This window comes from Micromonospora sp. BQ32 (assembly GCF_059358895.1).
Genome location: NZ_JCADBI010000003.1, coordinates 1 through 26551, shown reverse-complemented (window position 1 = coordinate 26551; position 26551 = coordinate 1). Strand labels below are relative to the sequence as shown.

Below are 26551 nucleotides of genomic sequence, written 5' to 3'. Positions count from 1 at the left end.
TCCGCGCCGCCCAGCCGGTCGCCGGTGGTGCTGGTCGGTGAGCCGAGGGCTCGTGGTGGGGTTATCCGCCGCAGGCGTTGGCGGGGTGCTGGGCGGCATGGACGGTGGTGACGTCCTGACCAGCGACAACCCCGGTGGCCCGGACCGTCGCCGAGCCGGCTGCCACCGACGCCGCCCGTGTGGTGAACGACTGGTAGGCGTTCGCCCCCGGTGCGACCGCCGCGAACGACCGGTTTCCGTACGGAGTCTCGACGGTGATGTCGACCGGCTCGGCCGAGTCGTTGCGCGCCTGCACCGCCAGGTACGCCCTGCCACTCAGGCAGCGCACCTCAGCGGTGGCCGTCAGGGGCAGCGCCGCCAGCACGCCGAGTCGGGCCAGTTGGTAGCTGAGCGCCCGCTCCGGCGCGTCAATCTGGTTCTGGGTGCCGAACTGTCCGGCCCGTGCCGCAGTCGCCACCGCCAGCGCGGACTGTGTCGCCGCCCAGGCGTCGGCCGGGTAGTGACGCGCGTCCAGCGTCCGGGCGTGGGCGATGGCCGCGTCGAGGGCGGTGGTGTCCAGTGGCCTGGCCTGCGCGGTCAGCACGTCGCTGAGCAGGTAGTCGTCGAAGTCGACGTGACCACCGGTCTGCTGGGTGGCGTAGTTGAACAGGCCCACCCGGTGACCCATGAAGTGCGCGAGGCTGCCGTCGAGCGCCTGCGGGCCGACGCGGTTGCCCAGCCGGGTCCACTGGATCCCGTCCAGGCTGTAGTAGAACGTCGTCCACAGTTGACCGACCGGCGAGGAGAAGTCGAGGTCCGCCTTCACGTGCACCTCGGTCGCGTCGCCCAGCGACACCGTCGTGCCGGCGATGAAGTTCTCCAGCGTCGACTGGTCGAGGTCGACCGCGAACGGCTGTGACCGGTTGACGACGCCGAGGGTGTTGACGTCACCGACGCGCTTGACCGCCACGTACGAGAATCCGCGGTTGTAGGCCGCCAGGCCCGCGACGTCGCCGTTCCTCATCCCGGAGATGTCCATCCGGGTCTGCACCGACTGCCGTGGCCCGAAGGTTCGCTGCGAGAGCGTGTTGCGTGCCTCCTCGAACCACGCCAGCTCGGCCCGGTTGGACAGCTTCGCGTAGACGTACTGACCGGTGACCACCTTGCCGGCCGTCAGCCGCAGCCAGCCGGCGCGATCGGTGAGCGACCAGTACCGGTTGTCCGGGGCGTGGTTCCACTCCCACGCCAGGTCCAGCCGTGAGCCGTTGGGGGCGACCTCCGCCGGGTCGAGCGGCGCGGGGACCGTCCACTGCTCGTCCTGGTACGCCTTTCGCGGCGCGTCGTTGGCGAAGTCGTCGGAAGCGACGATGCTCTTCTGCCGCTCGAACAGCTCCTCGGCCGGGCTGAGCCGGATCGGCTTGTCGAACAGGCCGTTGACCGGCACGACCCCGTTGGTGCCGAAGGTCGGCCACCCGTTCTGCCAGGTGGCGGGGATGAGCGCCGGGATCCGGCCGATCGGGAACGTGTCCCGGAAGAACATGCCGTGCCAGTCGGTCCCGCCGCCCGCGCGGCTGATCGGCACCAGGCTGCCCTGGGCGAAGCCGTTGGAGTTGAGCACTCCGCGCGCCTCGTAGGTGTTGACGCCGCCGGCCGAGGTGTAGCGCCCGAGCAGGTCCTTCGACCGGAACATCACCACCTGGCGACCCTGCCCGGACGGCCAGGTAATGATGACGGCGTAGTACCAACCGTCGATGTGGTAGACCTGCGCGCCCTCGAACAGGCCGCCGATGAACGGCTGCCCGGCGTAGTTACTCGCGGTGAAGATGTTCGGGTAGTCCTGCGCGATGGCCGTCAGGTCGGCGTTGAGGCGTACGGCGCTGGTGCCGCCCGAGCCGTAGAAGATGTACGGCGTGCCGTCGACGTCGAAGAAGAGCGACGGGTCGTGCAGACCGCGACCCAGAGCGGTGCGCTGCCACGAACCGTTCTCGATGTCGTCGGTGCGGTAGAGGTACGCCCCGCTGAGGTTGTTGGTGTTGAAGACGGCATAGAACGTGCCGTCGTGGTAGCGCAGCGACGACGCCCACTGGCCCTGGCCGTACGAGTTCTGGCCGTTGCGCAGCGAGAACGAGTCGCCGATGCTCGCCCGGTCGAAGACGTAGTTGACGATCTCCCAGTTGACGAGGTCGTACGACTTCATGATCGGCGCGCCCGGGCTCAGGTGCATCGTCGTGCTGATCATGTAGTAGAGGTCGCGGCCCTCGTCGTTCTCGGCGGCCGGTACCCGCTCGACGCTGATGTCCGGCACGTCGGCGTTGAGCAGCGGCACCGAGTAGGTGCCGGCGCCGGTGTCGGTCGAGGTGTACGACGATCGGGGCGACCACCCGTCAGCGGTGTGCGCGGCGGCGGGGGTGGCCACCAGGCCCGCGCCGACGAGAACGGCGGCCGATGCGAGCGCGCACAGTGAGCGAAGACGATCCGTGTGCACTGTGGACGCCAGTCGGCCCGACGTGTTGGTGGCGTGGCGAGCGGCGGCGTTCAGGCTGTTCACAGCGGATACGAGGGCGATGTTCAGGACACGCGAGCGGATCGACACGACCAAGGCGAGCTCCAAACGCGAGAGCGGCGTGAAGGCCATCGTGTTATCGCTAACAACCCATGTCAAGACTATCGATGAAACGTGCCCGAAGTATCCCCGTAACACCCCGCACCGTTCAAAAAGGACTACCGGATCCCAGGTCATCGGTTTCCTCGACCACGTCGACGGAACATTCGTCGGGGAACTCACCGACCCCATCCCGGTCCGCTACGAGGCCGCGACCGGGCTGATCGTGGACGAGGCGCGGGCGAACGTGGCGCGGTGAACCAGACAGGTCCGGGTCGAGGCGAGGTTCGCCCCGACCCGGACCTGTCGGTGTCCAGCTACCGGATCAGCTGCGCAGCTGCCACTGCTGGTTGGTGCCGCCGCTGCAGGCCCAGAGGATCAGCTTCGTGCCGTTCGCCGTCGCGGCACCGTTCGCGTCGAGGCAGAGACCCGACTGCACGCCCGTGATCGTGCCGTTGGCGTTGACGTTCCATTGCTGGTTGGTGCCGCCGTTGCAGTCCCAGATCACCACCTTCGTGCCGTTGACGGTGCCCTGGCCGGAGGCGTCCAGGCACTTGGTGCCGTAGACCATGAGCTGCCGGCTCGCGGTGTGGGTCCACCGCTGGTTGGCGGCGTTACTGATGCAGTCCCAGATCTGGGCCTGCGTGCCGTTGGCCGTGCTGGAGTTGCCGATCTCGGCACAGCGGCCCGACTGGACGCCAACGATCTGCACGTTCGTCGGGTTGGTGCTGCCGCCGCTCTGCACGCCGGCCGTGTTGATCACCGTTTGCGCGCCCGACGGCCAGTTGCCGTTGCTGACCGTGACGTTGCCGTTGACGACGTTGCCGCGGTCACCGTTCGTCACGTTGGTGCTGTTGTTCGTCGACCAGTTGTTGGTGACGGTGAAGTTGCCCATGTTCTCCGCGTACCAGTAGTTGGCGGTGGCCCAGGTGCCGGTGGAGGAGAACACGTTGTTGCGGGCGGTGTAGTAGCGCGAGCCCTCGTCGAAGTAGAGCCCGAACCAGCCGTTGGTGCGCAGGCAGTAGTTCTCGGCGATCAACCCGCCCGGGTTCGCCGACAGCGAGTAGATGCACCCGCCGTCGGTCATCTGCTGCATGACGTCGTGCACATAGTTGCCGATGACCTGGTTGTTGGCCGCGGTGGTCGCCGTGGAGTAGCGCGGCTGGTAGTTGTACAGGCCACGGTTGGCGTAGTGCTGGCTGCCGCCGGCGTCGTTGGCGCCCCAGCCGTAGCCGATCGACAGGCCGGTGTACGGCATGTTGTAGACCTCGTTGTGCGAGACCAGCGAGGTGTTCACGTAGGTGGTCAGGATCGAGACGACGCCCCGGTACTCCAGACCGAGATCATGCACCTTGTTGTTGCTGATAGTGATGTTGCGGTTGACCATCCGCTGGTCAGTGGGGTGGTGGGCGTCGGCCCGCACGCCGCCGACCACGACGCCACCGGCGGAGTTGCGGGCGATCTCGGAGCGGGTGACGGTGATGTTGTTGGCCCCCAGGCCGACACCGCTGGCGTGGGCGTTGGCGTCGTTGCCGATGCCGATCGCGGTCTGCCCGAGGTTGACGAACTGTGAGTCGCTGAAGGTGATGGTGTTGGCTGCGGAGACCTGCACGGCGGCGGGCATCTGGTTCCAGTTCGGCCGGGTGGCCTCGAACTGGGGGCAGCCGGCCTGGCAGGAGGTCAGCGCGTCGGACGGACGAGACCAGGTGCCGGTGATGTGGGCGCCGGTCTGCTGGTCGGCGAAACCGTTGCTGCTGCTCGGGCCGAGCCAACTGGTGCCGGTGAAGGTGATCCCGCTGAACGAGATGTGGTGCGCGGGCGCGTCGTAGGTGCCGCCGACGTTCACCAGGGACTGCAACTGCGGCAGCTCCACGCTGACCGAGCTCATGTTCTGCCCGGCGAGCGGGATGTAGTTGAGCTGGCCGTTGCTGGGGTTGAGGTACCACTCCCCCGCCGAGTCCAGGAACTCGTACGCGTTGGCCAGGTAGAACGGGCCGGCGCGGTGCGGGCTGGAGAGGGTGTCGAACCCGAAGGTGTTGTTGTTCCACGCCGGCTGCTGCATCGTCAGGAAGTTGCCGCTGATGCTCTGCACCGGCGAGTACCTGTCGGTGAACGAGCCGACGCTCTCCACCTCGACCCGGTTCTGGTTGCCGAGGTTGTTGAGGTAGTTGAGCGCGCCGTTGGTGAACCGCATGCCGGACGTGGTGAAGGTGAAGTCGGAGCGGTTCACGGCGGTGCGTGCCCGGGTGGCGACCGCCCCGTTGACGTAGAGCTGACGGGAGTCGAGCCCGGCGGGAACGTTGGCCCGCCAGATGTTCTTCCCGGAGTCGACGAGCGACCAGCCGGTGACCGCCCGGGCGCCGGTGATGGTCGGACGTGCGCCGGAGGCGGCCCGCCAGATCACCTGATAGCCGTTGTTGCCCGAGTCGGCCGCGGTGAACCGCAGCGGCGACGAGAGCCGGTACGCGCCGTTGGCCAACTCCACCACGATGTCACCGGACATCGTGCTGTTGATCGCCCGCACCGCGGTCTGCGCGGCACTCAGCGAACACGGTTGGCTGGCGGAACACGCGGTGCCGGTGCCAGAGGGCGAAGCGTAGAGGGTGGTGGTGGCCGCGAGGGCCGGGGACGCCGAGGCGGTTACCGCGACCACGGCGGTCACCGCTGTCGCGGCGGCACCGGCCAACAGTCGCCGCAGCGCCGAGGGAGACGAGGACACGGGACGGTGCTCCTGACGTGAGAACGGGTTGGGGGTGGCGGAACGGCCTTGACCAGCACGGGGGTTGCGGGTCGCGGCGGTCATCCGAGGATTTCCCGGAGATAGCGCAGGCCATCCGTGGCGAGACGGTCCTGCGAGGGGGCCAGCGGACGCCAGATCGCCGCGGCGACCGCGATGGCCTCATTCTCCCCGGTGAACGACTCGATGCAGATCGCACCCTGGTAACCGGTGTCCCGCAGGACGGCGAAGAAGCGGGGCCAGTCGAAGTGGTCCGCACCGGGAGCGCCCCGGTTGGAGCCGCTGACCTGCACGTGCTTGATGTGCGGGCCAGCGGCAGCGAGAGCCGCGTAGGGGTCGGCCTCCTCGATGTTCATGTGATACGTATCGATCATGATGCCGACGTTCGGCGGAAGCCCGTCAATCAACTCGACCGTCTGCTCGATCGTGTTGACGACGCTCGTCTCGTAGCGGTTCAACGCCTCGACACCGATGCTCACGCCCCGCTCGCCGGCCTCCTCGGCAACCGGTGCCAGGGCCCGCCGGAAATCCGCGTAGCAAGCCGCGCGAGCCGCCGGTGACATCCGCCAGGTGCGGCCGACCGAGGCGTACACCGGGCCGCCGACGCACGGTGCGCCGACCGCCGCCGCGCTCGCCACGCACCCCGCGAGGTACGCGACTGTCGACTCGACCACCGCCGGCTCGGCGTCGACCAGCTCCCGCCCCGGCGACATGGCCGCGCAGACGCCGGCGGCGACGAGGCCGTGCGCCGCCAACAAGTCCCGGGTACGGATCGGGTCCCAGTCGCCGGGCTGCTCGATCGGCAACTCGACCGCGTCGAAGCCGAAGGCGGCGATCCGCGGAATCAGCTCGGCCAGGGCCCTGTCGTCGACCGGCGAGGCCCAGACCCAGGGGTTGACGCCGATGGCGTACATCAGGCCCCTACTTCCAGCGCTGCGGGTAACCGGGCAGGTCGGTGCAGCCGCACATCGCGTAGTGCAGCGGCGGCATGCCCGCGTCGAGGTACTGGTCCAGGTTGTCCTGGGTGACGGTCGGCTGCGGCAGCTTCCACGGGCTGGAGACCTGCTGGCCGTCGAGGATCCGCAGCGCCGCGATGATCGGCGTACGCCACTGGTAGGTCGGGTAGGTCGGCGCGATAGCGGTGAGCTTCTTGTCCTTCCAGATCTTCAGGAAGTCGAGCTGGTCCTCACCGTTCATCGGCGGAACGGGCTTGCCCGCGTCCTGGAACGCCTCGACCGCCGCGACGGCCACCGCTCCGGCGTCCATCCAGACCCCGTCGATGGTGCCGTACCGCTGGATGTAGTCGTCGACGATCTTCTTGGTCTTGGCCGGATCACCATCGGTGAACTCGACACCGACGACGTCGACCTTCGCCTTGTCGAACGCCACCTTCGCCGCCGACCAGCGGGTCTCCAGGACGTCGACGCCGGGCAGGATCCGCAGGGCGAGGATCTTGCCGCCGGGCTTCATCTTCTGGCTGACGAACTCGGCCCCGACGTGGCCGAACCCGTAACCACCGATGGGGTTGATGAACGTCACCGGGCACTTCGTGTTGACACCACGATCGAAGACGACGACCGGCAGCCCGGCCTTGCAGGCCGCCTCGACGGCCGGGGTGAGCGTGGCGGTGGTGTTCGGCGAGACGATGAGCGCGTCGCAGCCCTTGCCGAGCAGATCGTTGATGTCCGCGATCTGCTTCTGGTCCTTGCCCTCGGCGTCGACGTGCACGAACTCCTTGATGCGGCTCTTCTGCGCCTCGACCTCGGCCTGCATGGTCTTGAACCCGACCTGCCGCCAGGGATTGTTCAGGGCCGCGTTCGAGAAGCAGATCTTGTGTGGGCCGTTCTTCTTGAACTTGGCGGTGTCGACCATCGTCGGGTTGAGCACCTGCTCCCACGGCTTGTCGGCCGGGCCTGTCGGTGCCGCGTCGAGCAGCGCCAGCTCGGCGTCGTAGTCGGCCTGCACGAAGAACTTCGACTGGTCCCCGGTGCCGGACCCAGTGGTGGCGGACGCACTTCCCGACGGGCTCGCGGCCGGCTCGTCGGTGGCACAGGCGGCGAGGGACAGCAGGGTGACAGCGGCAATGGCCGCCATGGAACGTCGCACTATGGTTTCCCCTTTATCTCGAAGAAGAACGCGTTGCCGAGACCGCCACGGCGAGCAGGATGATGCCGCCCTGGACGGTCGACCTGAGGGCGCCGGAGACGCCGTAGAAATTCATGAGGGCGAACAGCAGTTCGAGGGTCAGCGCGCCGAGCATCGCCCCGACGACCGCGCCGCGACCCCCGCCGAGCGCCACCCCACCGAGGACGACAGCGGTGATCGCGCCGAACTCCAGGCCCGCGCCGGCCTGGAACGACACGCCGCTGTAACCGCCCAGGAGGATCGCCGCCACCGCCGCCGCGAGGCCGCTGAGGATGAAGGCGAAGGTCCGGGTACGCCACACGCGGACGCCGCTCAGCTCGGCGGTGCGCGGGTTGTCGCCGACGGCGACCAGCGTCCGGCCGAAGTCGGAGCGCATCAGCAGCACGGCCGCGACCGCCAGGACCACCAGGACCAGCAGCGCGTACGGCACGCGGCCCAGCACCGGCACGTCCTCGAACGCCCTCCGGCCGAACCGCCGGAACTCCTCGGAGAGCCCACCCTTCGGGGCGCCGTCGGACCACAGGTAGACCGCGCCGACGAGGATCAGGAACATGCCGAGGGTGGTGATGAACGACGGCACCCGCAGCCGTGTCGTGATCAGGCCGTTGACCAGCCCGACCAGCGCGCCGAAGGCGAGCAGGAGCAGCACCACCGGCCAGGTACGCGCCGGGTCGCTGTCGATCAGCCGGGCGGCGACCACCACCTGAGCGGTGACCAGGGAACCGACCGAGAGGTCGAACTCGCCGGACACGATCACGAAGTACTGGCCGGCGGCGAGCAGGATGATCGGCGCCGAACGACCGAGGAAGGACATCAGCGACTGCGGGGCCAGGAAGTCGGGCTGCCGAATGCCGACGAGTACCAACAGCACCGCGAGGATCGCGAGGATCGGCAGGACACCACCGGGACGCACCCGCGGCAGACGCAGCGGCAGGGAACGGGGCTGGACGGTCTGCATGGCTAGGCCGCCTTTCGCATGGCCCGGCGGGCGTAGACAGCGACCGCGGCGATGATGATGACGCCCCGGATCACCTGCTTGAAGAAGGCGTCGACCTCGAGTTGGTTGAAGATGGCGTCGATGCTGGCCAGCAGCAGCACTCCGCCGACCGTGCCGATGACGCCGCCGCGCCCACCGGCGAGGGCGGTACCGCCGATCACCACCGCGGCGATCGACTCCAGGTCGTAGAGGCCCTCGGTACCGACGCGCGGGGCGCCCGAGCCGAGCCGACTGGCGAGGTAGATGCCGGCGAGCCCCGCGCACATCGAGCACAGGACGTGGGCGGTGACGAGGACCCGGTCGTTGCGGACACCGGACAGCCGGGCCACCTCCGGATCCCCGCCGACGGCGACCAGATGGTGGCCGAAGCGGGTCCGCGAGAGCGCGAACCAGGCCGCCGCGGTGACCGCTATCAGCAGCAGGAACGACACCGGCACCGGCCCGACGCGCTGGTAGCCGAGCGCCTGCACCAGCGAGGGTGCTGTGGTGCCGGCCGGGCCGTCGTAGCCGTTGTCGAGGTAGCCCTTGAGCAGCAGCCCGACGCCGAGGGTCGCGATGAACGCGTTCACCCGGAACCTGGTGACGAGCAGACCGTTGAGCAGCCCGACGCCGGCGCTGACGACGAGCACCAAACTGATCGCCGGCAGCACCGCACCGTCGCTGCCGTTCATCGTCTCGGCCGCGACCAGCGTGCTGAGGCTGATCACGTACGCCACCGAGAGGTCGAGCGAACCGCCCAGGATGACCAGGGTCTGGCCGACCGCGACCAGCCCGAGGCCGGCAGCCACATGCAGCAGACTCACCGTCGTGGACTGGTTGAAGAGCTGACCGCCGTCGAGCAGGACGACCAGCCAACCGATCGTGAGGGTCAGGGTCAGGGCCACGAACACGCCCGGTACGGGACGCCGGGCCGGCAGCAGCGACAGAGCGCTCACTGGACCACCTCGGTTCGCGACTGCGGGGCTCGCAAACCCGGCTCACTCCTCGCGCTCACTGGACCGTCTCCCGGACGGCGCCGACCGCCAGCGCGACGACCTCCTCCTCGGTCGCGCCGGCGGGCAACTCGCCCGCGACGTGGCCGTCCCGCATGACGACGATCCGGTCACTCATCCCCAGCAGCTCCGGTAGATCGGACGAGATCATCAACACGGCCGCGCCATCTCGGGCGAGGCGGCGGACGAGGTCGTGGATGGCGGACTTCGCGCCCACGTCGATGCCCCGGGTCGGCTCGTCGAAGAGCAGGATCCGCGGGTTCAGCGCGAGCCATCGGGCCAGCACGACCTTCTGCTGGTTGCCCCCGGACAGAAAGCGGATCTCCTGGTCGTCGCCGGCGCCGCGGACCTCCACGGCGGCCAGCAACTCGCGCACCCGTACGGTCCTCGCCGCCCGGCCGGACCGAGCCGCGAACACCGCCCGGCTGGCCAGCAACGCGTTGTCGAGCACCGACTGCCGGGGGACGATCCCCTCGCCCTTGCGGTCCTCGGTGACGTAGGCGATGCCGGCCCGCATCGCGGTACGGGGTGAGCGCAGTCGGACCGGCCGGTCGTCGAGCGTGACGTCGCCGGTCGTGAACGGCGACACCCCGAAGATGGCACGAGCCAACGCCGAGCGCCCGGAGCCCTGTAGGCCGCCGATGCCGAGCACCTCGCCGGCGCGCAACTGGAGGTTGACGTCCCGCAGCTTCCGGTTACCCGCGTCGCGGAGGTTGAGTCGCACCGGACCCCGGTCCTCCGGGGCGGCGCGGTCCGGGTAGTAGCTGGACAGTTCCCGGCCGACCATGTGCCGCACCAACTCGTCGGCGGTGGTGTCCGCGGTGTCCACGGTGGTGACCCGACGGCCGTCCTTGAGAACGGTGATCCGGCTGGACAGGTCGAAGACCTCGGCGAGCCGGTGCGAGACGTACAGCAGCCCGATGCCCCGCTCCTGGAGTCGGCGCACCAGCCCGTAGAGCAGCTCGACCTCGTGGTCGGCCAGCGCGGCGGTCGGCTCGTCCATGATGAGCAGCCGGGCGTCCAGGGCGAGCGCCTTGGCGATCTCGACGACCTGCTGCTGCGCGACGCCCAACTGCCCCACCCGGGCGTCGGCCGGCAACGTGGTCTCCCCGATCGAGGCGAGCAGCCGGGTGGTGCGGTCGAGCATCCCCCGACGATCGACGAGCCCGCGACGGACCGGCTCGTGCCCCAGGTAGACGTTCTCCGCGACGGTGCGCTCCGGGAGCAGGTTGAACTCCTGGTGGATGATGCCGATGCCAGCCCGCTGCGCGTCGCGCGGACCACGGAAGGTCCGCGGCGCACCAGCGAACTCGACAGTGCCCCCGTCCGGGGCGTACCCGCCCGAGACGATCTTCATGAGGGTCGACTTCCCGGCACCGTTCTCACCGACCACGGCGTGCACCTCGCCCGGCGCGACGTCGAGGTCGACACCGTCGAGAACGCGGACTCCGAGGAAGGACTTGCCGATGCCCCGAAGGGTGAGAAGCGGCGTCGGCGGTGGATCTGACATCCCGAAAGCCCTCACAGACAGTAGTTATCGACAAGATTAAATGCCACACTACGGCGGCTTCGAGGCGCTGGACAACAAGCTTTCGTGCCAACAGCGAAGACTTACGTTCTTGCGGTGCAAACATTTCCTTGACATCGAGGAAACATCACACGTATGAAGATAGATGTTTGGATGCGGCTCCGCAATCCTCGATCAAGCCCGACTGCCAGGCCGGGCCGCGATCGACAGGCGGCGCCGCAGCAAGGGAGCCGAGCGCGACCGCCGTCCACCGGGCAGGACGTCGGACGTTACTTCGTGCATTGACAGTCTTAGATCTCTAGCTCATCCTGACCTCGTGGACCACGGGACGAGAACCACGGTCACCATCACGCTGTGTGACGTCCCGCAGGTCTGACTGCCGTTGCGGCGAACGGCATGAGGACAGGCCAGCGAGCGCGTGTCCCTCGCGTGTCCAGGTCAACCTGACGCGTCGTAGGACCCGTGGTCGCAATCCCCTACGCCCGCCCAACCTAGGAGACGGCATGCGTCGTAACACATTGCTCATCTCGGTGATCGCCGGCCTGTTACTGGCGCTCGGACTCGCCCCACCGGCGTCGGCCGCCCCGGCCTTCCGCGCCCTGGTGTTCACCAAGACCACCGGCTATCGGCACGACTCGATCCCCGCCGCGATCGCTATGGTCCAGCAGCAGGCCACAGCGAACAACTTCGAGGTGGTGGCGACCGAGGACTCGAGCGTCTTCACCGCTGCCAACCTGGCGACCTTCGACGTCATCGTGATGCTCCAGACCTCCGGCATGGTCTGGACCTCGACCGCCCAGCGCCAGGCGGTGGAGGGCTACCTCGCCAGCGGCAAGGGCATCGTGGCCGTCCACAACGCCACCGACATGGGCATCGACACCGAATACCCGTGGTGGGACAACACCATCAACGGCGGCGCCCACATGCCGGAGCACTCCCCCGGCGTGCTGCCCGGCACCGCCATCGTCGCCGACAAGCAGCACCCGTCGACGGCCGGTCTGCCGGATCGGTGGAACCGCAGCGAGGAGTGGTACAACTTCGACTCCAACCCGCGTGGCAAGGTGCACGTGCTGGTGACCGCCGACGAGCGCACGTACAACCCGGGCGCCCGGGCGATGGGCCCGGACCACCCGATCTCCTGGTGTCGCAACACCGGCGGCGGACGGGTGTGGGCCACCGCGATGGGCCACGCGATCGCCTCCTACAGCGAGACGAACTTCCGCAACCACGTCCTCGGCGGAATCCAGTGGGCCGCCGGCAACCTTCCCGGCGACTGCGGCGGCACCGTCTGGAGCAACTTCGAGAAGCGCACCCTGGACGACAACACCGTCGACCCGATGGCGATGGCGGTGGCCCCGGACGGGCGCGTGTTCTACGCCCAGCGCGGCGGGCAGCTGAAGATCTTCAAGCCCTCCACCAACAGCACGGTGACCGCCGGGACGCTGAGCGTCTACACCGGCGGCGAGGACGGCCTCACCGGCATGGCGCTGGACCCCAACTTCGCCACAAACGGGTACGTGTACCTGTACCACTCGCCGGCGAGCAGCTCGACCGACATCAACCGGGTCTCCCGCTTCACGATGAACGGTGACACGCTGAACACGTCCAGCGGCGTGACGATCATCGACATTCCGGCGTACCGGGACCGGACGTTCCCGGAGCCCGGCCACACCGGCGGGTACATCAAGTTTGGTCCGGACGGCAACCTCTACATCGGCACCGGCGACGACACGCCCCCGAACCTCGACCCCAACTGGCAGGGCTACGCCCCGCTGGACTGGCGCTCGGGCAAGTCCAACCTGGACGCCGCCCGGACCGCGGGCAACACCAACGATCTGCGCGGCAAGCTGCTGCGCATCCGTCCCGGCGCCAGCGGCAGCTACACCATCCCGAGCGGCAACCTCTACCCCCAGGGCACGGCGCAGACCAAGCCGGAAATCTACGCCATGGGCTTCCGCAACCCGTTCCGCTTCTCGATCGACCCCGCTAACGGCTGGGTCTACCTGGCGGACTACGGACCGGACCGCAACCCGCCGACCACCAACCGTGGTCCCGAGGGCCTGGTCGAGCTCAACGTGATCAAGACGCCCGGCAACTACGGCTGGCCGTTCTGCCACGGCAACAACCAGCCCTACGCGCCGTACAACCCGGACACCGGCGTCGTCGGCGCGAAGTTCAACTGCTCGGCACCTGTCAACAACTCGCCGAACAACACGGGCCTGACCAGCCTGAAGCCGGTCGTCATGCCGAACATCTGGTATGGCTACCCCACCTCGACGACCTTCCCGGAGCTCGGCTCCGGCGGCTCCGCGCCGATGGGCGGCCCGGTCTACCGCTACGACGCGTCGAACCCGTCCCAGACGAAGTTCCCGTCCTACTACGACGGCGTGCACTTCTTCTACGAGTGGTCGCGCAACTACATCAAGGAGGTGCACTTCGACTCCTCCTCGGCGGTGACCCGCACCAACCCGTTCCTGCCCGGCGGTGGGTTCAACAAGCCGATGGACATGGAGTTCGGCAAGGACGGCTCGCTCTACCTGCTGGAGTGGGGCACCAACTTCGGCGGCGGCAACAGCGACTCCGGGCTCTACCGGATCGACTACATCCAGGGCGGCCGGTCACCGATCGTCAAGGCCACCGGCACACCCACCAGCGGCTCCTCGCCGCTGACCGTCCAGTTCAGCAGCGCGGGCACGTCCGACCCGGACGGCAACACGCTGAGCTACCTGTGGACGTTCGGCGACGGCACCACCTCGACGGCGGCCAACCCGTCGAAGACGTACACCTCCAACGGCAACTACACGGCCCAGTTGAAGGTCACCGACAGCACCGGTAAGGCCGGCTTCGCCAACGTCCCGATCACCGTCGGCAACACCGCCCCGGTACTCACCATCACCACACCGGGCAACGGAGGCATGCTGACCTTCGGTGACAAGGTGTCGTACCAGATCACCGTGACCGATCCGGACGGCGGCACCGTCGACTGTTCGAAGGTCATCCTCAACCCGGCGCTGGGTCACGACGACCACGCCCACGAGACCACCGAGTACCCGGGCTGCTCGGGCACCATCTCCACCGACCTGCTCGGTGGGCACCCCGATGGCGCCAACCTGTTCTACGTGCTGAACGCACGGTACACCGACAGCGGTGGTGCGGGTGGCGCGGCGCCGCTCACCGGGACCGCCCAGGCGATCCTCCAGCCGAAGCACAAGCAGTCCGAGTACTTCAGCAGCCAGTCCGGCATCCGGGTCATCGACCAGGCCGCAGCGGAGAGCACCAAGCGTATCGGTGACATCTCCGCCAACGACTGGATCGCGTTCAGCCCGATGAACCTGTCGGGCATCTCGACGGTCAGTTACCGGGTGTCGTCGCCCTCCGGCGGCGGTTCGATCGAGCTGCGCGCCGGCTCGCCGACCGGCACCCTGCTGGCCACCACCACGGTGCCCAGTACGGGCGGCTGGGACAACTACCAGTCCACGACTCCGGTGAGCGTCGCCGCGCTCAGCGGGACACAGACGCTCTACATGGTGTTCAAGGGCAGCAGCGGTTCGTTCGATCTGGACTCGCACACCTTCGGCGGGAACGGCGTCGGGACGCCCGGCACCGGCGGTGGCCTGGCGGGCAAGACCTACACGGTCACGGCGCAGCACAGCAACAAGCTGATGGACGTCAGCGGTGTCTCCACCGCCGACGGCGCCCAGATCACCCAGTGGGCGTCCACCGGTGCCAACAACCAGAGGTGGCAGGCCGTCGACGCCGGTAACGGCGCGCTCTACCTCAAGGCGGTGCACAGCGGCAAGTGCGTCGAGGTCGTCGGCAGTTCGACCGCGGCGGGTGCCTTCCTCCAGCAGGCCACCTGCAACAACGGCAACCAGCAGAAGTTCACCGCCACCGCGACGGGCACCTCCGGCGTGTACACGGTGCGCAACGTGCTGAGCGGTCTCTGCGTGGACGTCAACGGTGCTGCCACCACCGACGGCGCCCGGCTGTTGCAGTGGACCTGCCACAGCGCCGCCAACCAGCAGTGGCGGTTCACCGCAGTGTGACCCCGCGGCTGTCGCGGTAACAGCTGACGTCCCGGTCGGGACCGGTCTCCGAGGAACGGAGCCGGTCCCGGCCGGAACGTCGTCGTCGATCAGGCGGGACCGAGGGGAAGCCGACCGGGCGGCGCGGCGAGCAGCCCGGCCGCCGCCAGGTCGTCCCACAACTCCTCCGGTACGACGACCCCGGACCGTCGCACCGTCTCGACCGCCTGCGCCTCGTTGCGGACGCCGACCACCGTCGACACCACGGCCGGGTGCCGGCGGACGAAGGCGAGGGCCGCCTGCGGCAGGGTCACCCCGTACGTCTCGCAGACCGTGGCGATCCGCCGTGCCCGCTCGATCAGCTCCGCGGGCGCCTGCTGGTAGTTGTAGACGGCGTCGGCCGGCGGCCGGTCCCGCGACAGCAGCCCCGAGTTGTAGACGCCCGCGATGACCACGCCCACCCCCCGGTTCTCGGCGGCCGGCAGCAGGTCAGCGGCCGCGCCCTGTTCGAGCAGGGTGTACCGCCCGGCGCACATCATGACGTCGACGTCGGTCTCCCGGACGAAGCGAGCCAGCATCGCCGACTGGTTCATGCCGGCACCGATGGCACCCACGACGCCCTGGTCCCGCAGGTCGATCAGGGCGGGTACGGCCTCGTGCGCGGCCTGCTCCCAGTGGTCGTCCGGGTCGTGCAGGTAGACGATGTCGACCCGGTCCAGCCCGGTCCGGTCCAGGCTGGCCTCGATGGAGCGGAGCACGCCGTCGCGGCTGAAGTCCCACACCCGCCGGTGGGTCGCGGGCACATCGAACCCGTCGGAGTCCCGCAGGTGCGCGTCCTGCGGCGACGGCACCAGGAGTCGCCCGACCTTCGTCGACACCACGTACTCGTCGCGCCGCCGTTGGCGTAGCGCCGCGCCGAGGCGGTGTTCGGAGAGCCCGAGACCGTAGTGCGGCGCGGTGTCGAAGTACCGGACGCCCGCCTCCCACGCGGCGTCGACCGCCGAGGCGAACTCCTCGTCCGTCGTCGTCCGGTACAGGTTGCCGCCCTGGGCCGCGCCGAAGCCCAGTTCGGTGAGACGTACCTCCGGGCGGCGCGGCAGTGCGCGCGCCATCATGACGCCACCAGTCCGTAGACGCGGCGTGCGGTCTCGCCCCAGACCGACTCGGTCCCCTCCTGGCCGTCCAGCAGCACCGCCAGGGTGTCGACCCACCGCTGGTACGAACTGGCGAGCAGGCAGACCGGCCAGTCCGAGCCGAACATGAGTCGGTCCGGCCCGAACGCGTCGAGGGCGTCCTCGACGGCGGGTCGAAGGTCCTCCGCCGTCCAGTTCGGGCGCGGCACCTCCGTCACCAGCCCGGACAGCTTCGCCGTGGTGTTGGGCGAGGCCGCCAACGCCCGCAGGTCCCGGCTCCACTCCGCCATTTCCGGACGACCGAGCGCGGGCTTGCCCAGGTGGTCGAGGACGAAGCTCACCTCGGGCAGGTCGCGGGTGAGACGCGCGGCCATGGGGAGTTGGTGTTGGCGTACCAGCAGGTCGAAGACGAGGCCGGCGGCACCCACCGCCGCGATCCCCCGACGGACGTCCGGGCGGTCCAGGTATGCCGGGTCGGTCTCGGACTGCACCAGGTGGCGGATGCCAACGAGGCGTTCCCCACCTCGGACGGCCCGCAGCCGGTCGAGGCGGTCCGGGACGTCGTCGGCGGTCAGGTCCACCCAGCCGACGACCCCACCGACCAGGGTGTCCTCGGCCGCGACGCCCAGCAGGTCCACCGTCTCGGTGTCGGAGGCGATGGACTGCACCACCACTGTCGCGGTGACCCCGGCCGCCCGGGCCGGCGGCACGAGATCGGCGGGTTCGAAGTCGGCGTCGATGGCCGCCATGGTCACCGGGTCGATCCACGGCTGCGGGTGCCGTGCGCGGACCCAGAGGTGGTGGTGTGCGTCCACGATTCCGGCGCGCCCGGGCACCTGTGCGCCCGTCATCGGCCCAGCCAGCCGCCGTCGACGGGCAGCACGACGCCGTTGACGTAGTCCGACGCGGTCGACGCCAGGAAGACGGTGGCACCGCCGAGATCGTCGGCCCGGCCCCACCGCCCGGCCGGGATTCGGCCGAGGATCGCCTGGTTGCGGTCGGGGTCGTCGCGCAGCGCCTGCGTGTTGTCGGTGGCGATGTAGCCGGGCGCGATGGCGTTGACGTTCACACCGTGGGCCGCCCACTCGTTCGCCAGTGCCTTGGTGAGGCCGGCCACGCCCGACTTCGACGCGGCGTAGCCGGGGACGGTGATGCCGCCCTGGAAACTCAGCAGCGACGCGGTGAAGATGATCTTCCCTCGGCCGCGCTCGACCATCGTCCGGCCGATCTCCCGGCTGAGGATGAACTGGCTGCTGAGATTCACCTCGATGACGTGGTCCCACATCTCGTCCGGGTGCTCCGCGGCCGGCGTCCGGGCGATCGTGCCGCCGTTGTTCACCAGGATGTCGACCGGCCCGAGAGCGATGATGTCGCGGGCCAACCCGTGCACGGCCGCCCGGTCGCCGAGGTCAGCCCGCAGCGCGGTGAACCGGCGGCCGGTGGCTCGCACCCGACGTTCGACCTCGCTGCCCTCCGCTTCGAGCTGGGCGGAGACGCCCACGATGTCGGCACCGGCCAGGGCCAGGGCCTCGGCCATGGCCAGGCCGATACCGCGTCGAGCCCCGGTCACGACGGCGGTGCGTCCGGACAGGTCGAACAGGGCCGTCACTGGTTACCCTCCCGCACGTCGAGCAGCACCTTCATGACGCCGCCACCCTCCAGCGCCTCGAAGGCCGCGCTGGCCGCCTCGACCGGCTCGACCCGGGAGATGAGCTGCCGTGCCGGGATCGCGCCCGAGGCGACCAACCGGATCGCCTCCACCATGTCGTCGCGCTGATACAGCCGGGCGCCGAGGAGTTCCAGTTCGCGCCAGAAGAACCGGTGCAGGTTGACCTCCCGGGGCTGGGGGTGGATCGCCACCATGACCAGCCGCCCGCGGGTGGTGAGGACGTCGACCGCCGTGGTGACGCCGGCCGGGGAGCCGGACACCTCGAAGGCGATGTCGGCGCCCGCGCCGTCGGTACGGTCGTTGACCAGCGCCACGACATCTGTCGCTCGCGGGTCGACGGCCTCGATCCCGATCCCCTCCGCCACCTCGCGTCGGAACGGGTCCGGCTCAACGAGGAGCACCCGCGCGCCACGGCCCCGGGCGACGGTGGCGATGAGGACGCCGACGGGCCCGCCGCCGACCACGACCACCTGGTCGTCGGCGGTCACGTTCCCCCGGCGTACGTCGTGCACGGCGACCGCCACCGGCTCGACGAGCGCCGCGTGGTCGAGGGGCAACTCCTCCGGCAGCGGCAGCACCAGCTCCACGGGTACGGTCCAGGAGGACTGCATGGCGCCCGGTGAGTCGATGCCGAGGAAGTTCATCGCGTGGCAGACGTGGGAGTTGCCTCGCTGGCAGGCGGCGCAGCGTCCGCAGGGTCGGGTCGGCATCACGGTGACGGGCTGACCGACGTTCCAACCGGTCACGCCCTCACCGACGGCCGCGATCCGCCCGGACATCTCGTGTCCGATGATCGCGGAGTCACCGACACGGGCGTCCATGTCCCCGTGGTAGATGTGCAGATCCGTACCGCAGATCCCGGTGTACGCCACCTCGATCCGTACCTGGCCTCGGCCCGGTGGCTCCGGGTCGCGGTTCTCGATTCCGAGGTGTCGTGCTCCCCGGTAGACGACTGCCTTCATCGTTCCTCCGTCTCGACGGTCGGTACGTCGGTCGTGCCGACCGGGCATGGTCGTGGGTGCATCGCCGTCGCGATGCACCCACGCCTTCCCTGTTCTGATGGTCAGCTCAGTGCCGTACGGTCGGCGACACCTCGTTGCGGGAGTTCAGCGGCACGACCGGCACCTGGCGGGTGGGGATCACCCCGTCGACACCGGCCAGCAGCCGTCGTCCGGCCCGCTCCGGCCGGACGTTGGGGCTGTCGGCCGTCTGTGCCTGCGGACGTCGGTTGGCCGCCCGGATCCGCTCCTCGTCCACCCGGACCCCGAGCCCGGGTGCGTCGCCGAGGATGAACGCGCCATCCTCGACGTGCAGGTCGATGGAGACACCGACCGGCGGGTGCAGATCCTGCAACTCGCTGGTCAGGTGGTTCGGCACCGAGGTCGCGGCGTGCAGCAGCCCGACCGGGCTGTTGCCGATCGGGCTGACCGGCAGGTCGTGGGCGTGGGCCAGGGCGGACGCCCGCAGGAAGTGGGTGACCCCCCAGACGGCCGCCATCTGGACGATGTCGACCGCGCCGGCGGCGATGAGCGGACGGTACTGTTCGAGCCCGGTGAGGTTCTCACCGGTGGCGACCGACGCGGACACGCCCCGGCTGACCGCGGCGAGACCCTCGGCGTCCCAGCGCCGGACCGGCTCCTCGATCCAGATGAGGTCCAGGGTGCGTTCGATCTCGCAGACATGCCGGACGGCCTGCTTGCGGGTCCACGCCTCGTTGACGTCGAGCATCAGGCCCGGCCGCCGGCCGTGCCCGGCCTCGGTCAGGACCTCCTTGACCAGGCTCAGGCGGTGCCGATCGCTCTCGATGTCGAGGCCGCCCTTGAGCTTGGCCGCCCGTAGGCCGTGGCTCGCGTAGACCTCGTACTCCGCGACGAGTTCGTCGTCGGTGAGCCCGATGTCGAGGCCGGACGCGTAGGCGGTGACCCGCCGGTCCCGTCCGCCCAACAGCCGCCACAGCGGTTCGCCGGCGGCCTGCGCCTTGATGTCCCAGAGTGCGGTGTCCAGCGCACCGATGGTGCCGAACACCGGTCCGGCGTGGCCGGCCTTGAAGGTGTGCCGCAACATGCGGTCGTACAGGGACGTCACGGCCCGGGGGTCTTCGCCCTCGATGGCGGGGAAGATCCGCTCGATCTCGACGTGCGGCCCGAGGCCGACTCCCGAGATGCCCTCGTCGGTGTCGACGATGACGATCGAGACCGGAACCACCCCGTCGGCGAACACACCGTTGGCGTCGCCGACTGGTCGGCCCCATTCCTGGACCGTGGAGAGCGTCCGATATCCCGTGATCCGCATGTCAACCCTTCGTGGAACCGGCGGCCACGCCGTCGGCAATTTGGCGCTGGAGGAACAGGTAGACCAACAGGACGGGTATCGCGGCGATCAGCACCCCTGAGGCGAAGGTGGGGATGTTGTCGGAGTACTGCCCGCGCAACGAGGTCACACCGATCATGAGCGTCCGGTGCTCGGCTGAGGGCATCATCACCAGCGCCATGAGGACGTCGTTCCAGCAGAACAGGGCGTTGAGGATGCCGACCGACAGCAGCGCCGGGGTGCCCAGGGGCAGCATGATCCGGCGGTACACGCCGTACACGGTGCTGCCGTCGATCCGCGCGGCATCGACGATCTCCGGCGGGATGCCCTTGTAGTAACTCGTCATGAGGAAGACCGTGAAGGGCAGGAACTGGGCCACGTAGACCAGGATCAAACCGGGGTACGTGTCGATGAGCGCGGTGTCGGCCATGATCCGAGCCAGCGGCACCATGATCACCTGGAACGGGATGAAGAGCCCCGCGAGGCAACCCAGGAACAACGCCGACGAGCCGCGGAACCGCAGTTGGCTCAGGGCGAAGCCGGCCATCGACCCGAACAGCAGCAGCAGGAGCACCGACACCGTCACCACGAACAGCGAGTTGACGAAGTAACGGCCCATGCCGACGCTGTTCCACGCCGTGCTGACGTTCTCCCAGCGCAGGGCGTCGGTCAGGCCGAACCGGTCGAGGATGTAGTCACGCCGGGTCTTCATCGCGACATTCGCGGTGAACAGCAGGGGGTAGATCGTCGCCAGGGCGAGCAGCGACAAGGGGATGGCGATAAGCCACCGTCCCAGTCGAATGCGAGACATCAATCCTCCTTTCCGGATCGTTCGAGCAGCTTGATCTGGAGAAGCCCCACGACGAGCATGATCACGAAGAGGATCGTCGACGCGGCCGACGCGAGAGCCGGACGGTTCATCTGGCCCTGCTGGATCCAGATGTAGTACTCCGGCAGGTAGGTCGAGCCCTCCGGTCCCCCGCTGGTCATCACGAAGAGCAGCCCGAACATCGAGGTCAGCATCCCGATCATCGTGGTCACGAAGACGAACTGGATGGTGCGCGAGAGGGCCGGGATGATCACGTGCCAGACGACCTGGCGCAGCGACGCCCCGTCCACCCGGGCAGCGTCCAGGAGCGCGGCGTCCAGCGTGGCGAAGCCGGCGAGGAACACCACCAGGGCCATTCCGAAGGTGGCCCAGATGTGTACGCCCACCACCATGAACATCGCGATGTCCGGGTCCCCGAGCCAGTCCACCGGACCGACACCGAACGACCCGAGCACGGCGTTGAGGGGGCCGTCGAAGGCGAGCAGCAGGTTGAAGATCGCACCGACGATGACCGGCGACAGCACCGCCGGAAAGAAGTAGACGCTGCGGTAGAAGCGGTGGCCCGGCACCCGGAGGTAAATGAACGTCGCGAGCAGACCGGGGATCGCCACCGCCACCGGAAGCAGGAGCACCAGCAGCCCGACGTTGCTCAGCGCGGTCTGGAACAGCGGGTCGGCGAAGAGCTCGCGATAGTTGCCGAAACCGACCGCCGTCCCGTTCTGCTCACCGTCGCCGGTGAAGGAGAAGTTGACCCCGAGGAGCAGCGGGTAGAGCCGCAGCAGCACGATGATCAGGACGGCCGGGAGGACCAGGATGTAGGGGGCGTAGCGCTCGGCCCCCAGACCGCCACGGGTGCGACGGGGCCGGGCGCCACTCCGATGCGCGGCGGGGGTGAGCGCCGCCCCGCCGGCCCGTCCGGCCGAAGCCGGACGGACCGACGGTTGCGTGTTTCCGATCGGCACGAGGTCAGCCCGCCTGGTCGGAAGCGGCCAACTGCTTCACCACCTCGTCGACGGTGATCGACCCGCTGAGCAGCTGCTGGGAGAGGCGCCCCATCAGGTCCAGCGTCTTCGAGGAGAGCGCCACGTGCAGAGCGGGCTTGCCGGTCTTCAGCTCGCCGACGATCGTGGCGACGGCCGGCCCGGCCTGCGACACGTCGATGGTGGTGTCGGCGGCGATCGCGCCGGCGTCGGCGTAGAAGGCCTTCAACGCGTCGGCCGAGCTCAGGGAGCGCGCCAGGTCGGCGGCCACCTTCGGATCCTTCGTCCACTTGGCGACCGCGTAGCCGATGCCACCGTCGTACGGGAGGGTCGGCGCGGTGCCGGCGGTGACGACCGGGGCCTTCATGACGCCGAGCTTCTCCGGGGTGAGGAACTCGTTGAAGTCCTGCCAGTGACCCACGTCCGACATCAGACCCATGACGTGGGCGGCCTTACCGGACTGGAAGAGCGCGAAGGAGTCGTTGAACATGGCGGTCGAGTTGGCCCCGTCGCTGTTCATCTTCTTGTCGCCGGTCTCCTTCCAGAGCTGGAAGAGCCGCTTGACGTTGGCCGAGTTCCAGTCGCGCTTGCCCGCGATCCAGGCGTCGTACTCCGCGGCGGTGAGGGTGGTCGAACCCATGCTGGAGAGCCAGAACTGGATGCCGACGCCCTCCTTGTTGCCGAGGGCGAAGCACTTGGAGCCGGCCTTGGCGATGGCGGCGCAGTCGGCGACGAACTTGTCCCACGTGGTGGCCGGGCTCGCCGGGTCGAGGCCGGCCTTCCGGTAGATTTCCTTGTTGTAGTAGATCGGGTAGCCCTGGAGCGTCACCGGGGCGGCGTAGGTCTTGCCGTCCTTGGCGAATGCCTCCCAGCCGGCCAACCGCTGCTTGTCCTCGGCGACGTAGTCGTCCAGGGGCACCAGCGCGTCCACCCGGTCGCGGATCTGGCCGCCACCGTTGAACAGCATGACGTCCGGGCCCTTGCCGGACTGGATCGCCGCACCGAGCAGGGTGTAGTACTGGTCGAAGGGCTGTGCGACGAACTCGACCTCGACGTCGGGGTGCTTCTTCTTGAAGTCGGCCTTGGCCTTGTCCAGATAGGATTTTGCGAACGGCTCGCCGGACTTCCAGTCCCACACCACCAACTTGCCGTCCGAGCTGGTTGACTTGCCCGAATCGCTAGCACTTCCACAACCGGCCAGGGCCAGGCCCACAACGAGGACGGCCGACCATATTGCGCGCTGTCTCATCGATTGTCACCTCTATATGGGGGGTGGCCGGCGGGTGTCCCGCGAGCCAAATGTTGACCGGAAGGTAACTCGTATGACGTGTGACGTCAACAGTCGGCCGTACACTGACTCGGACGTCGTGCCACGGCGAGCCATTCGGAGGGGGACATGACGCCACCGCAGGAGACAGCCCTGAACAGCCCGGCAACCCCGGCGTGGGTGCGTCGGCCGACCAACCTCGCCAGGGCGGTCACCGCCGAACTGGTGGAGCGCATCGTCCGCGGCGCACACCCGTCCGGGACCTCCCTGCCCCCCGAGCCGATCCTCTGCGAGACCTTCGGCGTGAGCCGGACCGTCGTCCGGGAAGCAGTCAAGATCCTTCAGGAGAAGGGGCTCGTGCAGGTCCGCCAGGGCGCCGGCACCATGGTCACCCCGCCGTCACACTGGGACATGCTCGACGAGCTCGTCCTCGCGGCCACCATCGCGGTGGACGACAGCCTCGCCATCCTCGACGACCTGGTCGTCACCCGACGGGTGCTGGAGTCCGACATGGCGAACGTCGCGGCTCGCCTCGCCGACACCGAGACCGTCGACCGACTGCGGGCCATGGTGGACCGGATGGACGAACTCGTCGACGACCACGTCACCTACCACGACCACGACCGGGCCTTCCATGACACGATCATGCAGGCATCCGGGAACCGCATCGCCCGTGGCGTCGTACGGGCGCTGGAGAGCCAGGTCATCAACACCGCCCGCTACATGGGCCGGACCGAACGCGCGTTGTGCGTGGCGTCCAACCAGGGTCACCGACGCATCTACGAACGCATCGCCGCCCACGACTCCAACGGCGCCGCCGAGGCGATGTTCACCCACATCACCGAAGCCTGGCTGGTCCGCCGCAGCGGCTCGGGGAGCCCGGTCCGCCTCGAACGCTGACCGTCCCGGGCACACCAACGACGCCCACCCCCGAGGCACGGGAGCGGGCGCCGTCAGCTGAGGCCGACCAGTGTCACGAGAACTGGGCGAAGAACCTCCAGATCTCACCCTTGGTCCAGGTCGTGATGCCGCTCTCGGCGTAGGTACCGTCCACCGGGCCGGGCATGTGACCGTTGTCGTACGCGGCCCACTGCACCGGGTAACCAGCCCGGCAACCCGAGTAGGCGGTCGTGATGTGGGTACGACTGCCGCCAGCCGGCTCGCGCGGGCTCTGGGCGGTGCAACCGTTGTTGCGGACGAACGTGTCGCGCAGCGCCCTGCCCTGGGAGATGTTCAGGACGTTGTCCGAGATGCCGTGCAGCCCGAAGTACGCGATCGGCTGCGTACCGCCGCTGCACCCGCTGATCTGCGCGCCGGAGATGACCGCGACGGCCCGGAAGACGGTGGCCCGCGCGCAGGCGACGGCGTAGCTCATGCCGCCACCCCAGCTGAAGCCGAGCGCGAACCGCTGCCTCGGGTTGACGCAGAGGCTGCTCTCGATCCGGCTGATCATGTCATCGACGAAGACGATGTCCTCACCGCCGGAGTTGCCCCAGCCGTTGCCGAATCCCTGAGGCGCCACCAGGATCGCGCTGTTGTTCGACTGCTCCTGCTGCCCGTAGTAGGACCACGCGGTCCCGCTGGTGCCGCCGGAGGAGATCTCCTGCATGGTGCCGCCCCGCCAGTGGAAGGCGAAGATCAGCCGGTAGGGGTTGCTGTTGTTGTAGTTGGCGGGCACCCGCAGGATGAAGGTTCGGCTCTTGCCGTTGCTCTGGATCGTGTGCGTGCCGCTGGCCAGCGTCGGCGCCTTGCCGCACCCGCTACCACCCGACGGCGGTGGGTTGCCACCGTCGACGGGGACAAGTTGCCACTGCTGGTTGGTGCCGCCCCAGTCGGCGTACTGCACGACGTTTCCGCCGTCGGCGGTGGACGCGCCCTGCACCTCGACGGCCTTGTTGCTGTTGCGGTTGATCAGCCGAACGTAGCCACCGTCCGAGTCGGCAAGCCGGAACTGCTGGTTCGTCCCGTTGAGGTCGGCCCACTGCACGATCGCGCCGCCGTCGGCGGTGGAGAAGCCGCTGACGTCGAGCACCTTGCCCGAGTGCCGTGACTTGATCCGGTAGTAGCCACCCCCGGAGTCGACGAACTGCCACTGCTGGTTGGCGCCGTTGTTGCGCGTCCACTGGCTGATCCGGGCGCCGTCGTTGGTGGCCGAGGCGTACAGGTCCAACGCCTTGCCGCTGTTCCGGTTCACCAGGGCGTACCAGGCGTTGGTGTCCACTGTCGCTGCCGCCGCGGGCGCCGCGTTGACCGCGACGAGTGTGCTGGCTGCCATGACCGCAGCCGCCGCCGCGGCCAACCCTGACCGCCAACGTCTCTGTCGAGAGGCGGGACGAGCCTCACCGAGGGCTTTCATGGTCCACTCCTTCGATCGGGGTCACCCACGAGCGGAACGCCCGCGCGTGCCCTGGCGTGCGTGCCGGCGTCCTGGTGGTGGCGTCAGCACGTCTGGGTGTTGGGTGCGGGCATCCTGCGGTCGGCGGCGCACGTCGATGGCGATGCCACGATCCGGGCTTCGTGGCAGGTCCGCGCCGAACCGCGCGGTGCGACGTCCTGGCCCCGGTGGCCGGGTGGCCCGCGGGGTGAAAATTAGCGGTTAAGACGTCATACGTCAAACGATTGGTATCGATTGGAGCGATCGTCCCGGAGTGACAACCTGGCGGTCCGCGGCGGCCCGCCCCAGCCGGGGGCGGGCCGCCATTCGTCACACCTTGCCCGGGCGGCGCCGGCCGGATCCCGATCGGCCGGCAGCCTTCTCTCGCCCAGGTCAACGGTGGCGCCTGCTAGCCGATCCGGACCAGTTGCCACTGCTGGTTGTTGCCGCCCCAGTCGGCGTACTGCACGACGTTTCCACCATCGGCGGTGGACGCGCCCTGCACCTCGACGGCCTTGTTGCTGTTGCGGTTGATCAGCCGAACGTAGCCGTCAGTCGAATTCGCGAGCCGGAACTGCTGGTTCGTGCCGTTGAGGTCGGCCCACTGCACGATCGCGCCTCCGTCGGCGGTGGAGAAGCCGCTGACGTCGAGCACCTTGCTGGAGTTGCGGGACTTCACCCGGTAGTAGCCACCGCCCGAGTCGACGAACTGCCACTGCTGGTTGACGCCGTTGTTGCGCGTCCACTGGCTGATGCGCGCCCCGTCAGTGGTGGCCGAGGCGTACACGTCCAGCGCCTTGCCGCTGTTCCGGTTCAGCAACACGTACCAGGCGCTGGTGTCCACCCCGGAGCCCGGCGGGGGCGTGGTGGGCGGGGTCGAGCCACCGTTCAGGGCGTCCAGGACGGCGGTGTACGCGGCCTTCTTGTTGCCGTTGCAGTCGAACAGCAGGGCGTTGTCGGACCCACGCCACGAGTCGCAGTCCC

General features: G+C 68.9%; 19 protein-coding genes and 1 pseudogene. 3 read left to right on the top strand and 17 right to left on the bottom strand.

Annotation, left to right across the window (positions count from 1 at the left end; translation table 11 throughout):
- Nucleotides 1–61 precede the first annotated feature (61 nt).
- Nucleotides 62–2527, bottom strand: coding sequence for a glycoside hydrolase family 43 protein (locus AC5L30_RS07145; RefSeq protein ID WP_494866118.1), 2466 nt, complete (start codon nucleotides 2525–2527; stop codon nucleotides 62–64).
- 16 nt (nucleotides 2528–2543) lie between these two features.
- Here AC5L30_RS07145 and AC5L30_RS07140 point away from each other — a divergent pair, with 16 nt between their 5' ends.
- Nucleotides 2544–2840, top strand: a complete 297-nt coding sequence (locus tag AC5L30_RS07140) for a hypothetical protein (protein WP_494866117.1) — start codon at nucleotides 2544–2546, stop codon at nucleotides 2838–2840.
- Between the two features lie 66 nt (nucleotides 2841–2906).
- On the opposite strand, the gene AC5L30_RS07135 is transcribed toward AC5L30_RS07140, so the two are convergent.
- From AC5L30_RS07135 to AC5L30_RS07110, 6 genes are all read right to left on the bottom strand, one after another.
- A complete protein-coding gene (locus AC5L30_RS07135; protein WP_494866116.1) occupies nucleotides 2907–5300 on the bottom strand; it encodes an RICIN domain-containing protein in 2394 nt (797 codons plus the stop codon).
- A gap of 80 nt (nucleotides 5301–5380) precedes the next feature.
- Entirely contained in the window at nucleotides 5381–6232 is an 852-nt protein-coding gene (locus AC5L30_RS07130) for a sugar phosphate isomerase/epimerase family protein (RefSeq protein WP_494866115.1), read from the bottom strand.
- Nucleotides 6233–6239: 7 nt separating this feature from the next.
- Complete coding sequence (locus tag AC5L30_RS07125) at nucleotides 6240–7412, bottom strand: substrate-binding domain-containing protein (RefSeq protein ID WP_494866114.1); 1173 nt, start codon at nucleotides 7410–7412, stop codon at nucleotides 6240–6242.
- Nucleotides 7413–7437: 25 nt separating this feature from the next.
- A complete protein-coding gene (locus AC5L30_RS07120) occupies nucleotides 7438–8421 on the bottom strand; it encodes an ABC transporter permease (RefSeq protein WP_091401048.1) in 984 nt (327 codons plus the stop codon).
- Nucleotides 8422–8423: 2 nt separating this feature from the next.
- The gene (locus AC5L30_RS07115; RefSeq protein ID WP_494866113.1) at nucleotides 8424–9395 is read right to left on the bottom strand and encodes an ABC transporter permease; all 972 of its coding nucleotides are present in this window, start codon (nucleotides 9393–9395) and stop codon (nucleotides 8424–8426) included.
- 55 nt (nucleotides 9396–9450) lie between these two features.
- Nucleotides 9451–10962, bottom strand: coding sequence for a sugar ABC transporter ATP-binding protein (locus AC5L30_RS07110; RefSeq protein WP_494866112.1), 1512 nt, complete (start codon nucleotides 10960–10962; stop codon nucleotides 9451–9453).
- A gap of 521 nt (nucleotides 10963–11483) precedes the next feature.
- Between AC5L30_RS07110 and AC5L30_RS07105 the strand changes: the two genes are divergently transcribed.
- Nucleotides 11484–15026, top strand: coding sequence for a ThuA domain-containing protein (locus AC5L30_RS07105; protein ID WP_494866111.1), 3543 nt, complete (start codon nucleotides 11484–11486; stop codon nucleotides 15024–15026).
- Between the two features lie 89 nt (nucleotides 15027–15115).
- Here the strand turns inward: AC5L30_RS07105 and AC5L30_RS07100 are convergent, their stop codons facing one another.
- The 8 genes from AC5L30_RS07100 to AC5L30_RS07065 form a co-directional block, all read right to left on the bottom strand.
- Nucleotides 15116–16120 carry an aldo/keto reductase gene (locus AC5L30_RS07100; protein ID WP_494866110.1) on the bottom strand — a complete coding sequence of 335 codons (1005 nt, stop codon included), beginning with the start codon at nucleotides 16118–16120 and terminating at the stop codon, nucleotides 15116–15118.
- The gene (locus tag AC5L30_RS07095; RefSeq protein ID WP_494866109.1) at nucleotides 16117–16989 is read right to left on the bottom strand and encodes an amidohydrolase family protein; all 873 of its coding nucleotides are present in this window, start codon (nucleotides 16987–16989) and stop codon (nucleotides 16117–16119) included. Before AC5L30_RS07095 ends, AC5L30_RS07100 begins: the two co-directional genes overlap by 4 nt.
- Complete coding sequence (locus AC5L30_RS07090) at nucleotides 16986–17747, bottom strand: SDR family NAD(P)-dependent oxidoreductase (RefSeq protein WP_494866108.1); 762 nt, start codon at nucleotides 17745–17747, stop codon at nucleotides 16986–16988. The genes AC5L30_RS07095 and AC5L30_RS07090 overlap by 4 nt, the downstream gene beginning before the upstream one ends.
- The gene (locus AC5L30_RS07085; RefSeq protein ID WP_494866107.1) at nucleotides 17744–18769 is read right to left on the bottom strand and encodes a zinc-dependent alcohol dehydrogenase; all 1026 of its coding nucleotides are present in this window, start codon (nucleotides 18767–18769) and stop codon (nucleotides 17744–17746) included. The genes AC5L30_RS07090 and AC5L30_RS07085 overlap by 4 nt, the downstream gene beginning before the upstream one ends.
- A gap of 106 nt (nucleotides 18770–18875) precedes the next feature.
- Nucleotides 18876–20099 (bottom strand): mandelate racemase/muconate lactonizing enzyme family protein, encoded by a 1224-nt coding sequence (locus AC5L30_RS07080; RefSeq protein WP_494866106.1) that lies wholly within the window; start codon nucleotides 20097–20099, stop codon nucleotides 18876–18878.
- Between the two features lies 1 nt (nucleotide 20100).
- Nucleotides 20101–20928, bottom strand: a complete 828-nt coding sequence (locus tag AC5L30_RS07075) for a carbohydrate ABC transporter permease (protein ID WP_494866105.1) — start codon at nucleotides 20926–20928, stop codon at nucleotides 20101–20103.
- The gene (locus AC5L30_RS07070; RefSeq protein ID WP_494866104.1) at nucleotides 20928–21908 is read right to left on the bottom strand and encodes a carbohydrate ABC transporter permease; all 981 of its coding nucleotides are present in this window, start codon (nucleotides 21906–21908) and stop codon (nucleotides 20928–20930) included. The genes AC5L30_RS07075 and AC5L30_RS07070 overlap by 1 nt, the downstream gene beginning before the upstream one ends.
- Nucleotides 21909–21912: 4 nt before the next feature.
- Nucleotides 21913–23175 carry an ABC transporter substrate-binding protein gene (locus AC5L30_RS07065; RefSeq protein ID WP_494866103.1) on the bottom strand — a complete coding sequence of 421 codons (1263 nt, stop codon included), beginning with the start codon at nucleotides 23173–23175 and terminating at the stop codon, nucleotides 21913–21915.
- Nucleotides 23176–23322: 147 nt separating this feature from the next.
- Here AC5L30_RS07065 and AC5L30_RS07060 point away from each other — a divergent pair, with 147 nt between their 5' ends.
- On the top strand, nucleotides 23323–24093 hold the full coding sequence (locus AC5L30_RS07060; RefSeq protein ID WP_433317442.1) for a FadR/GntR family transcriptional regulator: 771 nt from the start codon (nucleotides 23323–23325) through the stop codon (nucleotides 24091–24093).
- A gap of 73 nt (nucleotides 24094–24166) precedes the next feature.
- Here the strand turns inward: AC5L30_RS07060 and AC5L30_RS07055 are convergent, their stop codons facing one another.
- Together AC5L30_RS07055 and AC5L30_RS07050 are read right to left on the bottom strand one after the other, a co-directional pair.
- Nucleotides 24167–25468 (bottom strand): RICIN domain-containing protein, encoded by a 1302-nt coding sequence (locus AC5L30_RS07055; protein WP_494866102.1) that lies wholly within the window; start codon nucleotides 25466–25468, stop codon nucleotides 24167–24169.
- Nucleotides 25469–25982: 514 nt separating this feature from the next.
- Nucleotides 25983–26468: pseudogene (locus tag AC5L30_RS07050) on the bottom strand (RICIN domain-containing protein); the annotation flags it as partial.
- Nucleotides 26469–26551 lie beyond the last annotated feature (83 nt).